Origin of the sequence: Polynucleobacter sp. 71A-WALBACH (assembly GCF_018882365.1) — a bacterium.
In the GTDB taxonomy this organism is placed as follows: Bacteria; Pseudomonadota; Gammaproteobacteria; order Burkholderiales; family Burkholderiaceae; genus Polynucleobacter.
Genome location: NZ_JACVOP010000004.1, coordinates 57,398 through 72,103, shown reverse-complemented (window position 1 = coordinate 72,103; position 14,706 = coordinate 57,398). Strand labels below are relative to the sequence as shown.

Below are 14,706 nucleotides of genomic sequence, written 5' to 3'. Positions count from 1 at the left end.
ACTCAAGCGAAATGGGTCAAACTCTCGCAGCAATGAAACCTATTGCAGATATTGCCAGCTTACGAGCTGCACGAGAGTTGGTATATGCCGATTTTCGTGAACACCAAGTGGTGGGTAGGCTAACGAAGCAACTAAGTAAGCTCAGTGATGAACTCCTCATCAGCTTATGGAATTCATGTGAACTCAATTCAGATGTCGCACTTGTAGCAGTGGGTGGATTTGGTCGTGGCGCACTCTTTCCCTACTCTGATATTGATATTCTGATTTTGCTGCCTGCGGATAAGCAATACTTTGAAGATGTACTTGCGGGCAAGATTGAAAAGTTTGTAGCGCAATGCTGGGATACCGGTTTAGAAATTGGCTCCTCCGTCAGAACGGTAGCTGAATGCATCTCTGAAGCGGAGCAAGACATTACAGTCCGCACCTCTTTGCTAGAGTCGAGACTAATCTGTGGCAAAAAAGTCCTCTTCAAGGAATTCGAGTCCATCTACGAACAAACCTTAGATCCGAAGTCATTCTTCCAGGCTAAGTTAGCAGAGCAAATTCAGCGTCACTATAAATATCAGGACACGCCTTACTCCCTAGAACCCAACTGTAAAGAGAGTCCCGGCGGCTTGCGTGACTTACAGGTAATCTCCTGGGTCAGCAAAGCGGCACACCTAGGAAGCACCTTCAAAGATTTGAGTCTCGCTGGCTTAGTCACTCAACGTGAATTAACTGAACTCAATCGCAACCAGCGTTTTCTAGAAACTCTACGCGCCAATTTACATCTCCTTGCTAAGCGCAGACAAGATGTATTGGTATTTGACTTACAAGCGCCCCTTGCTGAAACCATGGGTATTCAGGAAGGGTCATCAAGACTGGCAAGCGAAGCAATTATGCGTCGCTACTATTGGGCTGCTAAAGCAGTCAGCCAGCTAAATGACGTGCTACTTCAAAATATTGAAGCACTACTCTTTCCTCAAGAATCAAAAACGACTCATGCGATTCCAGGTGAAGGTAATGAGTGCTTTATTGAGCGTCAGGGCGTCCTGGACATCACCGACCCCCAGTTGTTTCAGAAGCACCCAGAACAAATTCTGCGCACCTTCTTAGTATTTGCGCAAACTGCCAACGTCAAGAGCTTATCCGCAACGATCTTTAGAGCCCTCTACAACGCCCGCCAAAAGATGGATAGCAAATGGCGCAAGGATCCAGTGAACTGCGCTTTATTTATGCAGATCCTGAAAGAGCCTGAAGGAGTCAGTCGCGCCTTTCAACTCATGAACCGTACTAGCGTTCTCGGTCGCTATCTGCCTGCTTTCAGAAAAATCGTTGGTCAGATGCAGCATGACTTATTTCACGTCTATACCGTTGATCAACATATCTTGATGGTGCTGCGTAATGTGCGCCGCTTTATGGTGGTTGAACATACCCATGAGTTTCCTTTCTGCAGCAGTCTGATTGCCCATTTTGAGAAGCCCTGGCTATTGGTTATTGCCGCTCTCTTTCATGATATTGCCAAAGGACGTGGTGGTGATCACTCAGAGCTTGGCAAAGCAGACATGCGCAAGTTCGCAAAGGATCATGGCCTGGACAAGGCAGATACCGAACTCGTAGTATGGTTGGTTGCAGAGCACTTGAATATGAGTCAAGTTGCCCAAAAACAAGACATCACCGATCCAGAAGTAGTACAAGCATTTGCCAAAAAGGTTGGTGATGAGCGCCATCTGACTGCGCTCTACCTGCTGACTGTCGCAGACGTTCGCGGTACCAGTCCAAAAGTATGGAATGCCTGGAAGGGCAAACTATTAGAGGATCTCTATCGCGTAACCCTGCGCGTATTGGGTGGCGCAAAGCCAGATGCCTCTTCAGAACTCGCGCAGCATCAAGAAGAATCTCGCGCTAAGTTGCGACTCTATGCCATTGAAGACTCTGCTTATGAAAATCTCTGGAAGCAATTGGATGTCGCATTCTTCTTACGTCAAGATGCAGCTGATATTGCGTGGTTAACACGCCATCTATTTAACAAGGTAGATAGCGAAACGCCTGTTGTACGTGCTCGCCTCTCTCCGGTAGGCGAAGGCTTACAGATTGCCGTTTACGTTAAAGACCAAGAAGACTTATTTGCCAGAATTTGTGCCTACTTCGAGCGCCACGGCTTCTCGATTTGGGATGCTCGTATTCACACGACGAAGCATGGTTATGCGCTGGATACATTCCAAATTTCGGGCAGTAATTTGGTAGATGAAGGCGGAAGCTATCGTGACCTGATTCAGCTAGTCGAGTACGAGCTTACTGCCGCACTACAAAATAACGATTCCCTGCCATCACCAAGCATGGGTAGACTCTCAAGGCAGTCGCGCACCTTCCCCATTCAGCCACGAGTGCATATGACTCCGGATGAACGTGGTCATTACTATGCCCTCTCGCTATCAGCCAGTGATCGCACTGGCCTACTCTATGCTATCTCTAGAATTTTAGCCAAACATCACGTTTCCCTCCATACGGCACGCATCAACACATTGGGTGAGCGAGTAGAAGACGTCTTCCTCCTGGATGCGGCCAACTTGAGCAAAAATCCAAAATTACAGATCTTGCTAGAGACAGATTTGCTCGAAGCCCTGGGAGACTAGGTCGGAGACTGTAGTTTTTGCAATGCTCGCCGAATGCGCTCATTGGTAATTTTTTCAAACGGCAACCAAACCTTTTGAATATCTTCAGAAGGCTCTCGCTCCTCTACAACCCGAAGTAAAAATAATAGATCGATATGTAGATGCCCTGCCTCACCTTTTTTAGGGTTTTCAGGGATCTCATGTAAGTCAATATCTATAGGATCTAAATGTCCCTCCAGGGGTTCGCAAATTACCCCCGTTTCCTCAAAGACTTCGCGAATTGCAGCCTGAATAGGCTCCTCGCCCTCATCAATATGACCGCCTGGCTGAAACCACTGCTTAATATAAGGATGAAAAATCAACAGAACTTTTCCATCTTTAATTACTAGCCCACTAGCCGTAATGTGACCCTGCTCTGTAGAGCGAGAATAAGGAGCTGGTGAGGACAAGACTTGATCGCACGAACTCTTGAACGGCGAGTGAGCGACTGCGACAGAGATCTGATCAATAATGTTCATAGGTAAGTCTCAAGATAATATTGTAAGAGTTAGTTAGCCTCAAGACCGGGGTTTATTGAGCCTCTCCTACCGCCAGATCGATATTGATCCATCACCAGATCTAAACTATTGTTGTTAATACCTGGATTAACCCTTTGAAGGCAGCTCAAGAGCGCTTGCCTGTTTGCATGTTTTTGATTGGAGTCCGGTAAAGAACCCTCTGGCGCAGGATTGACATTACTAAAGCACATCCTAAACTGATCTGGTGTCACCCCAAGATCACGACCAATTTGATCAACAGGCCTACGAAAATCATCCCTCATTAGACCGCCTTGAGGAGGTCTAGGCATATCCTGCTACGTTCCCTTTAGGGGCATCATTGGCGGAGGTATTTTGGGAAAAATAGAGACAAAGAATGTCGACTATACCAATACAGCAATCAGAATTTTTGTCACTAAAGCTCTCTTGTATTTAGGAGCACCATAAAAAAATGCCAACAAGCTCGACGCCAGTTGGCATTATTCTCAAGTTAAGGCGCTACAGGGCCTGCTGAATTCGGAAATACACCTGGAATCAAGTCTCCACCTCTAACAAGACGGCCACATCCATTGCAATTACCATCGGTAAGAGTCGCGCCCGACGGAATTGTGCTTGATGACCCAGGGGTAAGTATCAATCCATATCCTGTATTTCCACTAATTACGTTTCCTGTACCGGTTGATGTTGAAGGAGCTGTGAACGGACCAATGTAAGTATTGACGCTATTAACCCCCAAGTAAATACCGCCCAAACCATTGCCAAACTTATCCAGCATGGTAGTGCTCAATCCAATTACAGAATTAAATATCTTGTTGTTGCTTGCAGTGCCCACAATTTCAATACCGTAGTTCGCATTTCCCGAGAAGGTATTTTGTGGGATAACGGAATTATTGTAGCCACCAATAAAGTTATCATGAGCACTTCCAGCAATATATACCCCGCTTCCACCGTTTCCAAACCCGGTAACCGGCGGATTAGCAAGCGCTCCAGTACCTTCGGTATTTAGACCAACCACATTGGGATCCACTGTAACCCCAGAAGCATTTCCAGAAATCTCAATACCATGATGCGTATTGCCTGAAAATACGTTGGTACGAATTAAATTGTTACCACCTGTGGAGTCAATCGTAATACCATTGCCACCGTTTGGAGCTGCTCCTTGAAAGGCATACAAACCACCAAAGGTATTAAATGTAGTAAAGCCACTAGCCGTTCCTGAGACTTTAATACCATCCAGCCTATTTCCAGCCGAAACATTGCCTAATGGAATCACGCCACCGACCTGAACACCTGCCGATGTCCCGTCAACCAAAATTCCATATGCACCATTCGGAACCATGGAGGCATTATTTGCGCCAGCACCAAAGAAGTTAGCTTGAATCAAAATCGCATTTGAGTCAGCCACATGCAAACCATTCCCCCCGTTACCGCTCAACACGTTGTAATAAATAAATGGATTGTCTTCAAAAGTACAGCCGATGAGTTGATTGTTGTTTGCGTTGCGAATGATTACCCCATCCAAGGTATTACCAATCGCACTAGTTCCAACATTATTAGTGCCAATAAAGTTACCACTCAGAACGGTTAATTCTGATCCACCATCAATCAGAACCCCATTAAGCGAGTTTCCAGAAATCAGATTTCCCAGAGGCGGGGCAATCGAAATAATAGGAACCGTGCCTTTGTTGCCGGTTGGATTATTAGTTTGGCCAGTTGCCGAATTGAAATACGCCGTACCGCCAATGGTATTTTCTGTAGAGAAGTAGGTGACATAGATGCCGTTACCCCGATTGCCAATAGCAGCAGTACCGGCTGGGTTAGTTCCAATAGCGTTACCCTGAATCTTATTCCCGGCGCTGCCATAAAGCTGAATACCATGGAGCAGATTTCCAGAAATGACATTTGAGTAGAGTCCAGAAATACTTTTAGGATTGGAGCCAATCACGTTATTGGTCGATGAAGTAGCAATGTAGATACCGCTCAGCGCATTAGGCGCCGCTACCCCACTCAGATTTAGACCGATATAGTTACTTAATAGAGTGATGCTGCCAGCATTTAAAGTAACGCCATTGGAGTTTGAGCCAATAATAGAAAGTGCATAAATACTAGAGCCAGCAGACCCGCTATTAAAATTAAAGCCTGAGCTAACGTTATTAAAGTTAACTGAAACTAGTGGGGCTGTAGTGGTATTACCAGCGGAGTATCCAGGCGCTGTCGTTCCATCGATGAGGACTTTGTTTGTAATCGCAGGCAAATCGCTTGCCAAGGTGATAACCCCCGCAACAGAAAAGGTAATACCTGAGTATTGGGTTGATGGTGCACTATTCACAGAGGTAATGGCTGCCCTCAGTGAGCCCGCCCCAGAGTCACTCAATGTACTAACAACATAATTTGCACTTGGAGAGCTGCTGGCCGAGGAGCCGCCACCACTTCCACCACCACAAGCCACTAATCCCAAGGATATGGCGAAAAAAATAATAAAGTAGCTGAAGCGGAAGGATTTAAAAAAAGAAGTGAGCAAAATGACGATCTCCAAGATTTAGGTATATTTTGAATTACAACACTTTACCTTATCCCTAGGGCTAATGTCAGGATCAGTGCTCACTAAATCAGAGCATCTTTCATTAATTCATAAATTTAGATGCGATCCCCCTAAAGAGACTATGGCAGACCAGGGAAATCTGAAGACAACAATCGATTTAAGCGCAATGCATTTATATCAAGAAATGTCCGGCAATAGATTTTGTAGGGTCCAGGATCCCTTACTTCAAGAGCCCCAACATAGCAGTCTGATCAATCACTGGGACGCCTAGTTCTTCTGCCTTCGTGAGTTTGCTACCGGCATCCGTTCCTGCCACTACATAGTCTGTTTTCTTTGAGACCGATCCCGCGACTTTGGCGCCCGCTTTTTCAAGTAAGTCTTTAGCTTGATCACGAGTCATTGTAGGGAATGTGCCTGTAAGTACAAATGTCTTACCCGCTACCGCTGCACTGATAACTTTCTCTTCTACAGAAAGCTGCATTCCTGAAGCAAGTAGTTGCTCAATCACCTCGCGATTATGGGCTTCCCCCATAAAGCTGATGATGGAGTCTGCAACTACAGGGCCCACATCTTTGACGCTAAGGAGGTCCTCAACGCTCGCATCCATCAGAGCATGCATGGATTGATAGTGGTTAGCCAAGTCTTTAGCGGTGGTCTCGCCTACGTGACGAATGCCTAGGGCAAAGATAAATCTGGCTAGCGTGGTATTGCGTGATTGGTTGATTGCCGCAATGAGGTTATCAGCCGACTTCTCACCCATGCGCTCTAGATTAGCTATGGCAGTAAACCCAAGGCGATAGAGATCCGCAGGTGTTCTTACTAGATTGTGATCAACCAACTGGTCTACGATCTTCTCACCCAAACCTTCAATGTCTAGCGCTCTTCTATGCGCAAAATGAATCAACGCCTGCTTGCGTTGCGCGCCACAGAATAGGCCACCGCTACAACGGGCAATCGCTTCATCTGCCAAGCGCTCAATATGTGAATCGCATACTGGACAACGGGTAGGCATTTTGAATTCGGTTGCATTAGCCGGTCTGCGCTCTTTAACAACGGACACCACCTCAGGAATTACATCACCAGCCCTTCTTACGGAGACGGTATCGCCAATGCGTACATCTTTACGTTTGACCTCATCTTCATTATGCAAAGTAGCGTTAGTCACAGTAACTCCACCCACTTCTACAGGCGCTAATCGAGCGACAGGAGTAATAGCACCCGTACGGCCAACTTGCACATCTATACCGAGGACAGTAGTTAGCGCCTCTTGCGCAGGAAACTTATGGGCTAAAGCAAAGCGCGGGGCTCTGGATACAAAGCCTAGCTTTGCCTGCTCCGCAAATGAATTGACCTTATAGACAACACCATCAATGTCATATGGCAATGAATCTCTTTTTGTACCAACCTCATTATAAAAAGCCAAAATCTCTTCTACAGATTTAAGAACACGGCGCTCAGAGCAAACTGGTAAGCCAAGTTTGACATAAGCGTTCAGCAACTCTTCATGGGTCTTTGGTAGCCAGGACTGTGGCTCTAGTGCTCCTAGCCCATAAGCAAAGAATGAGAGCGGTCTTTTGGCGGTGACCTTGGAATCTAATTGGCGCAAACTTCCTGCAGCAGCATTGCGAGGGTTCGCAAATTCTTTCTCGCCCAGGGCTGCAGCTTGCTCATTCATTTTCTGGAAGTCTTTGAGATACATAAAGACTTCCCCACGCACTTCTAATACTTCTGGAATATGGCTACCAGACAGTTTTAGTGGAATAGCACGAATCGTTTTGATATTGGCAGTGACATCCTCACCGCTAGTACCGTCGCCACGGGTCGCCGCCCTAACTAGGGAGCCATGCTCATAGCGCAGTGAGATTGCTAGACCATCAAATTTGAGTTCACCTGCGTAATCTACTTGATCAACATGCAAGCCCTCACGGCAACGACGATCAAAGGCAATCAGTTCGGCATCTTCAAAGGCATTATTTAAAGACAGCATGGGTACGGCATGCGTCACTGAATTAAATTCTTTTAGCGCAATACCACCCACCCTTTGCGAGAGTGAGTCGGCAGTTACCCACTCAGGGTGCGCGGCCTCAATATCGAGCAACTCTCGATAGAGGCGGTCGTACTCGCTATCAGGAACTATTGGATTATCTAGAACGTAGTAAGCATGCTCTAAGCGCGCTAACTCGACTTGTAAGAATGCGTAGCGATCCGCTAAATTTGTCGAACTAGAGGACGACAAAGCCGCTCCCTAGCTAAAGAGTCTGCTTGCGGTAGAAGAGCCGGCTGGAACGCCACTCTTCTCAAGATTGGCATACAAGACATCGAGATGCTGTCGAATACTGATCACCGCGGCTTCAGTTAGATTAATGCCATTGTCATCTACCAAGCGGCCATGAGCGGCTTGGGCAATCTCAATTCCTTCACCCAACATACGCTCAAACGCGCGTTCATCCTGCGGTACCAAAGGCACCTCAAGCAACAAGGTCACTTGTTTAACAGGTGCATTGGGATCGATTTCTGCACTAGAAAAAATGAGTGCGCCATTGCTATAAAACTCATAAGCGCGGCCATTGCGAGAAAGTCTAAAACCCCTCTTACGCATTAAGGCATCAAAGTTGGCGCCAGGGGTAGCCTCATCAAATAGAACATTAATACTCAATTGAATATCGCTCTCCGCAGCCATCGCATCCAACTCTTTGGCGCTCTCGAGCATGGTGTTTACGCTGGGCATGTCAATCTGGGAGCCTAGTGTTTCCGCAAGGGCTTGCGCGCGTGAGCAAAAATCAGATAACTCTAAGACGCCAATGGGACCGCGACGGCTAGCCAACTGAATCGCTAGCTGTAGCTCAGAATAAGATGCCTCTGCACGGAGCGCTTCCCAGTCTTCAGCTGCATCAACATCTGCGTTTAAGCCTTCGCACATCCATCGCGCTGTTGAAGTGCTCGGCTCATTTGCCCAAGCATTAATTTCTTCCAGAATTTCAGCGCCGCTAATACTTTCATCAAAACGTAAGGTGATGACGCAATCAATCCGCGGGTCAATTGAAAAACTTTCTGGAATGGATGGTGTTGAAGCTCCAATGTCCCCAAAGGAGGGTTCTGCCCGCCCTTCAGAATCAGAAGAGGTTTGACCAAAAGACGGCTCTTTTGCAAAAAGATCTTCCACAGAATATTCACCAGCAGCCCTTGCCTTACGGCGGGCGCGAGCGTACTTGAGATTCAAAATGGCTACTGCAATAAGAATCAGCAGGCCAATAACAGCCAAAGCGAACTGCAAGTCAGACAAACCTAGCATTGTCATGAATTGCTCTAGATCCACTTAAACTGCCTCCACCATAGATACTGCAGAAGAAATATCCACCGCCACAATACGAGATACACCCTGCTCTTGCATGGTGACACCAATCAACTGATGAGCAATTTCCATTGTGATCTTGTTATGTGAGATGAACACGAACTGAGTCTTATTGGACATTTTGGCAACCATCTGCGCATAACGCAAGGTATTCGCATCATCTAATGGTGCGTCAACCTCATCGAGCAAACAGAATGGCGCTGGATTCAGCAGGAATAAAGAGAAGACCAGGGCAATCGCTGTCAAGGCTTTTTCACCACCGGAGAGCAAGTAGATAGAGCTGTTCTTCTTGCCTGGAGGCTGAGCCATCACTTGCACACCGGCATCCAAGATCTCTTCACCAGTCATTACCAATTCGGCATGACCACCACCAAAGAGCTCAGGGAACAACTGACCGAAATGGGTATTTACTTGATCAAATGTACCCTGCAAGAGATCACGGGTTTCCGCGTCAATCTTAGCGATCGCATCAGTCAAGGTTTGCATTGCCTCATTCAAGTCTGCAGACTGTGCATCTAAGAACTGCTTACGCTCACGGGAGCTGGAAAGCTCATCCAAGGCAGCCATGTTGACTGGGCCTAAGGACTGAATCTCATTACCTAGACGGGTTACTTCGCTTTGCAAAGCGCCTACCTTAAGATCTGGGCTAAAGCTGGCTTCAAGCGCGATGAGATCTGCCTCAGCGTCTGACAGCAAGGTTGCAAATTGCTCAAAGCTTAAGCGGGCAGCTTGTTCACGCAACTGCAAATCGACCACTTTGTCACGCATTGGCTGCAGGCTTCGCTCAATCTGCATGCGCACTTCATCAGCTTCACGCAATTGATGCAATAAAGCATCTTGTTCGGTACGGGCATTTGCCAACGCAGCTTCGCGAGCACTGCGAGCCAGCAAGAGGCCCTGCAATTTATCTTGAGCTTCTTCATCACTGAGCGTTTCGAGCTCTTGCTCTGAAGTAGCCTGCTTATCCTGAATCTCCATGATCTGAACACGTGCGGTACTTTGATCGCGCTGCAAATCAGCAATACGTTGCTGTAAAGATCGGGTTGCAAAAGCCGCTTCTTGAGCTGACATTTCGGATGAGCGCAAAGCTTCACGCAGACGATCACGCTCTTGGGTGGCTAACTCGAGTTTTTCTTGAGCTATTGCAAGATTTTCTTGCATGCCCTGTTTAGATTCTTCTGACTGAGCGAGCTCTTCAGAAGATTGCTCTTGAGTTTGAGTCAATTGCCCTATTTGCTGACGTAACTCACTCAACTCACCCTGAATTTGTTCAGCGCGTTGACTGTACTTTTCTTCAGCTTGAGTTAACTGCATTCTTTCTACTTCAAAGCCGTGCACTTCTTGTACCGCATGCTCTGCGGCAACACGAGTTTGCTCTGCAGCTTGATGGGCGGCTTGATAGTTGGCAACACATTGATCCAACTCACCCTGCAATTCACTCTGAATCAGCTTTTGTGCGCGCAATTGCTTCTCAAGACCTTCCATCTCTTGAGCACGCGCCAACATACCAGCTTGCTCAGAGTCTGCCGCATACAACTGCACACCCACACGACTTACTAAATGACCCTGTTGAGTAACGAATGCACCACCAGCAGGTAACTTCTCACGACGATGCAGTGCATCTTCCAGGCTATTGGCAATATAGATATTGTCTAACCACTCTTGCAACACAGCAGCAACACGCGGTGCCCCTGCACTTTGAACACGAGTTAGCAAAGGGGTGAAATCGGCTGGCACCGTAGTGTGCGCAGGAGAGATATCCTCCGTTAACAAAATTGCTAGACGACTTGGGGGCGCATCATTTGCTAGGGCTAAAGTTTCTTGAACGCTCTTTGCCGTAACGGCAGCCAAACGCTCGCGCAGCACGGACTCCAAAGCAGCTTCCCAACCACTCTCTACTTTGAGCTCTTGCCATAAACGCTTGCTCTCTTTTAAACCTTTACTCTCAAGCCATGGACCAATCTTGCCTTGCGCTTGAACGCTAGCCTGCAAGGCAGTCAATGCGGTCAATTTAGCTTCAGTTTGAGCTAACTCTTGATTGGCTGACTGAATCTGTTGTTGCGCAGTATTGCGAGCCTCATCAGCAGCAGGCACACGTTGTTGAGCCTCGCCAGCTTTTTGTCTTGCTTCGTCTACTTTGCGTTGGGCCATGGCATGACGATCAACCGCCGTCTGCAATGCTTCAGCATCAGGTCTGCGCATACCAGCGAGTTCAGCCTCAAGACGGGTATCGCGCCCTTTGAGCTCTTCTAATTGTGTCGTAATAGCTTTAACACGTTCACCCAAACTGGCTAAACGCTGATCAATCGTGGCCAAGTTCTCACGCGCATCATTCAGTTCGCGCGCATGAATTTGATAGGCCTCTTCACGACTTGGCATTTGCTCTTGCAAGCCAGATAAATCCGCCAACAATGTTTGCTCTTTTTCCGCAGCCATACTGAGTTCTTGCTCGGCAGTGCGCTGGGCTTGAGCGGCGTCAGTTTCTTGAACGGTCCAACGTTGTAGTTGAGCTTGCAAATCTTGAGATTGTTGTTGTAGACGCTGACGCGCTTCTTGTACATAACGAATCTGTGACTCAACCTGACTGACATCAGCATTGGTTTGATACAAATCGCCTTGAGCCTGAGAAACCTTATCTTGTAAAGCGTATTGTTCGGTACGCATGGTTTCAAGTTCTGTTTCAGCATGACGCATTTTTGCGGTCTGCTCTTCTAAGCTCACTTGAGTATCACGAATACCATTAGCATGGCGCTCTTGCTCTTTACCAGCCTCAGTCTGACGCACAAACCAGAGTAACTGTTGCTGAGACTTCATTGATGTAGAGAGCTCCGCATGGCGCTCGGCCACGGTTGCTTGTTTCTCTAGACGAGTGACTTGCTGATCAAGCTCGCGCAAAATATCTTCTACACGAACTAAGTTTTCTTTTGTATCTTCAAGACGTGAGGCTGTTTCTTTGCGACGCTCTTTGTATTTAGAAACGCCAGCAGCCTCTTCCAAGAAAACACGCAACTCTTCTGGCTTAGCTTCCAAGATGCGATTAATAGTGCCCTGCCCGATGATGGCGTAACCTCTTGGACCCATACCAGTACCCAAGAAAATATCTTGAATATCTTTACGGCGCACGACTTGATTGTTGACGTAGTAACTTGAGTTGCCGTCACGGGTTAAGACACGCTTAACGCCTAATTCAGTAAAAGCACTCCACTGTCCTTGCGCACGACCATCCGAATTATCAAAAATGAGTTCCACACTGGCGCGACCAGACGGTTTGCGCAAACCAGAACCATTAAAAATAACGTCCTGCATGGATTCACCACGCAACTCGCTCGCGCGTGACTCACCTAAAACCCAACGTACAGCGTCAATAATGTTCGACTTTCCGCAACCGTTAGGACCCACAACACCGATCAATTGACCTGGCATTTCGAAATGGGTTGGGTCGACGAAGGACTTAAAGCCGGAAAGTTTGATGGATTTCAGTTGCACGGCGTACTTTGCAGGGAAAAAAGGGGTTCAAATAAGGGGGTAAAAATTATTACTAAAGTGGGAAGATGATAGCAAGCTTAGGGCTCCCCACACGGGTTTTTGCCCCACCGATATAATGATTAATCTACATCCAGGGGCAAAACCCCTTAACAATCTGATAGTTAACTGAAAAGCATGAGCCAATCACCACAAAGCATCATCGAACAAGCCTGGGAAAACCGCGCAAACCTGTCTCCTGAGGCCGTTTCTGGGGAAATCCGCAATGCAGTGAACGCCGTTCTCGAAGGCCTCAACACGGGCAGTATTCGTGTGGCTGAACGCCGTAGCGTCGGCAAATGGGAAGTAAACCAGTGGGTGAAGAAGGCAGTTTTGCTATCTTTCCGCCTGGAAGACAATAAACCCATGGGTGCTGGTGGCTATACCCAGTTCTACGACAAGGTGCCTAGTAAGTTTGAAAACTATACCGCTGAAGACTTTGCTAATGGCGGTTTCCGCGTTGTTCCGCCTGCAATGGCTCGTCGAGGCTCATTTATCGGCAAAAATGCCGTTTTAATGCCTTCCTACGTCAATATTGGTGCTTATGTAGGCGAAGGCACGATGGTTGACACTTGGGCAACCGTTGGGTCATGCGCCCAAATCGGCAAAAACGTTCACCTTTCTGGTGGCGTTGGTATTGGCGGTGTTTTAGAGCCAATCCAAGCTGGTCCGGTCATTATTGAAGATAACTGCTTTATCGGCGCCCGCTCTGAGGTCGTTGAAGGCGTGGTGATTGAAGAAAACGCTGTTCTCTCTATGGGCGTATACATTGGTCAAAGCACCAAGATCTACGACCGCGAAACCGGTGAAATCCATTATGGGCGTGTACCGGCAGGTTCTGTTGTGGTGCCAGGCTCCCTTCCTTCTGCTTGTGGCAAGTACAGCCTATACGCCGCAATCATTGTGAAGAAAGTAGATGCTCAAACTAGAGCAAAGACTGCGATTAACGAACTCTTGCGCGATTAAGCCCAATAATCTATGAGCGCCACCCTTGAGTTAACTGAAGCCCTTATCTCCTGCCGATCGGTCACACCAGCGGACGGGGGCTGTCAGGAGCTCATTGCCAAACGCCTTCAAGCCATTGGCTTTCATACGGAGAGTGTTGTCAGTGGTCCCGAGAACTTTCAGGTCACCAATCTGTGGGCCATCAAAAAGGGTGCAGCTGGAGATCAAGGCGAAGTCTTAATGTTTGCCGGGCATACCGATGTTGTGCCTACCGGCCCGCTGGAAAAATGGACCAACGATCCATTTACGCCAACTATTCGGGATGGCATGCTCTATGGTCGTGGCGCAGCGGATATGAAAACTTCTCTTGCGGCATTTGTTGTTGCCACAGAAGAATTCGTGATCACCCATCCGAATCACAAAGGCTCGATTGCCTTTTTAATTACTAGCGATGAAGAAGGTCCAGCCAATGATGGCACCGTCATCATGTGCGAGCGCTTGAAAAAACATGGTCAGCGCCTAGATTACTGCGTCATTGGTGAGCCAACTTCAGTTGATAAATTGGGTGACATGATTAAGAACGGTCGTCGCGGCTCCCTATCTGGCAAGCTTCGAGTTAAAGGCATTCAGGCGCATATCGCCTACCCTCACCTTGGCAGGAATCCGATTCACCTTTCAGCGCCAGCGATTCAAGCGCTAGTAGAAACCGAATGGGATAAAGGTAATCAGTATTTTCAGCCTACGAGTTTTCAGATTTCCAATATTCATGCGGGCACTGGCGCGAATAACGTCATTCCTGGTGAGCTGGCAATCGATTTCAACTTCCGCTTCTCCACAGAGAGCAAGCCAGAAGAGCTTCGCAGTCGCCTTGAGAACATCCTGAGTGCTGCTGGGCTCGATTTTGAAATTGACTGGGTGCTCGGTGGTAGCCCATTCATTACTGGTGATGGCGCCCTTGCTGGCGCGCTACGCAAGGCTATCAAAGCCGAAACCCATATCGATACAGAACTCTCCACCACTGGCGGCACAAGTGATGGCCGCTTCATTGCGAAGATTTGCAATGAGGTAGTTGAGTTTGGCCCACTCAATGCAACAAGTCACAAAATTGATGAGTGCGTGATTGTGGATGATGTTGTGCCACTAAAAAATATCTATCGCAAAACACTCGAGCATCTTATTGCTTAAGACTACTTAGTCAATCACCTACCTCTTAAA

At 47.5% G+C, this 14,706-nt stretch carries 9 protein-coding genes; 3 read left to right on the top strand and 6 right to left on the bottom strand.

The window, feature by feature from the left end:
- The first annotated feature begins 11 nt into the window (after positions 1-11).
- A complete protein-coding gene (locus ICN42_RS11040; protein WP_216254721.1) occupies positions 12-2,615 on the top strand; it encodes a [protein-PII] uridylyltransferase in 2,604 nt (867 codons plus the stop codon).
- On the opposite strand, the gene ICN42_RS11035 is transcribed toward ICN42_RS11040, so the two are convergent.
- From ICN42_RS11035 to smc, 6 genes are all read right to left on the bottom strand, one after another.
- Positions 2,612-3,112 carry an NUDIX hydrolase gene (locus tag ICN42_RS11035; protein ID WP_216254718.1) on the bottom strand — a complete coding sequence of 167 codons (501 nt, stop codon included), beginning with the start codon at positions 3,110-3,112 and terminating at the stop codon, positions 2,612-2,614. The two genes, ICN42_RS11040 and ICN42_RS11035, sit on opposite strands and share 4 nt — an antisense overlap.
- 29 nt (positions 3,113-3,141) lie before the next feature.
- Complete coding sequence (locus tag ICN42_RS11030) at positions 3,142-3,414, bottom strand: hypothetical protein (protein WP_216254716.1); 273 nt, start codon at positions 3,412-3,414, stop codon at positions 3,142-3,144.
- A gap of 206 nt (positions 3,415-3,620) precedes the next feature.
- Positions 3,621-5,651: a hypothetical protein gene (locus ICN42_RS11025; RefSeq protein WP_216254712.1), complete on the bottom strand. Its 2,031-nt coding sequence runs from the start codon at positions 5,649-5,651 to the stop codon at positions 3,621-3,623.
- Between the two features lie 241 nt (positions 5,652-5,892).
- Complete coding sequence (gene ligA, locus ICN42_RS11020) at positions 5,893-7,908, bottom strand: NAD-dependent DNA ligase LigA (protein ID WP_216254709.1); 2,016 nt, start codon at positions 7,906-7,908, stop codon at positions 5,893-5,895.
- 9 nt (positions 7,909-7,917) lie between these two features.
- Positions 7,918-8,970: a cell division protein ZipA C-terminal FtsZ-binding domain-containing protein gene (locus ICN42_RS11015; protein WP_216254707.1), complete on the bottom strand. Its 1,053-nt coding sequence runs from the start codon at positions 8,968-8,970 to the stop codon at positions 7,918-7,920.
- An 18-nt stretch (positions 8,971-8,988) separates the two neighbouring features.
- Complete coding sequence (gene smc / locus ICN42_RS11010; protein WP_216254704.1) at positions 8,989-12,510, bottom strand: chromosome segregation protein SMC; 3,522 nt, start codon at positions 12,508-12,510, stop codon at positions 8,989-8,991.
- A gap of 174 nt (positions 12,511-12,684) precedes the next feature.
- On the opposite strand from smc, the gene dapD reads away from it, so the two are divergent.
- Positions 12,685-13,512, top strand: coding sequence for a 2,3,4,5-tetrahydropyridine-2,6-dicarboxylate N-succinyltransferase (gene dapD / locus ICN42_RS11005; protein WP_015421440.1), 828 nt, complete (start codon positions 12,685-12,687; stop codon positions 13,510-13,512).
- Positions 13,513-13,524: 12 nt separating this feature from the next.
- Entirely contained in the window at positions 13,525-14,676 is a 1,152-nt protein-coding gene (dapE, locus tag ICN42_RS11000; RefSeq protein ID WP_216254701.1) for a succinyl-diaminopimelate desuccinylase, read from the top strand.
- The last annotated feature ends 30 nt before the right edge of the window (positions 14,677-14,706 follow it).

Bases quoted from the DNA above. Each gene is read 5' to 3' on its own strand.
- ICN42_RS11040 (WP_216254721.1), top strand. From the start codon at position 12: ATGGGTCAAACTCTCGCAGCAATGAAACCTATTGCAGATATTGCCAGC.
- ICN42_RS11035 (WP_216254718.1), bottom strand. From the start codon at position 3,112: ATGAACATTATTGATCAGATCTCTGTCGCAGTCGCTCACTCGCCGTTC.
- ICN42_RS11030 (WP_216254716.1), bottom strand. From the start codon at position 3,414: ATGAGGGATGATTTTCGTAGGCCTGTTGATCAAATTGGTCGTGATCTT.
- ICN42_RS11015 (WP_216254707.1), bottom strand. From the start codon at position 8,970: ATGACAATGCTAGGTTTGTCTGACTTGCAGTTCGCTTTGGCTGTTATT.
- dapD (WP_015421440.1), top strand. From the start codon at position 12,685: ATGAGCCAATCACCACAAAGCATCATCGAACAAGCCTGGGAAAACCGC.
- dapE (WP_216254701.1), top strand. From the start codon at position 13,525: ATGAGCGCCACCCTTGAGTTAACTGAAGCCCTTATCTCCTGCCGATCG.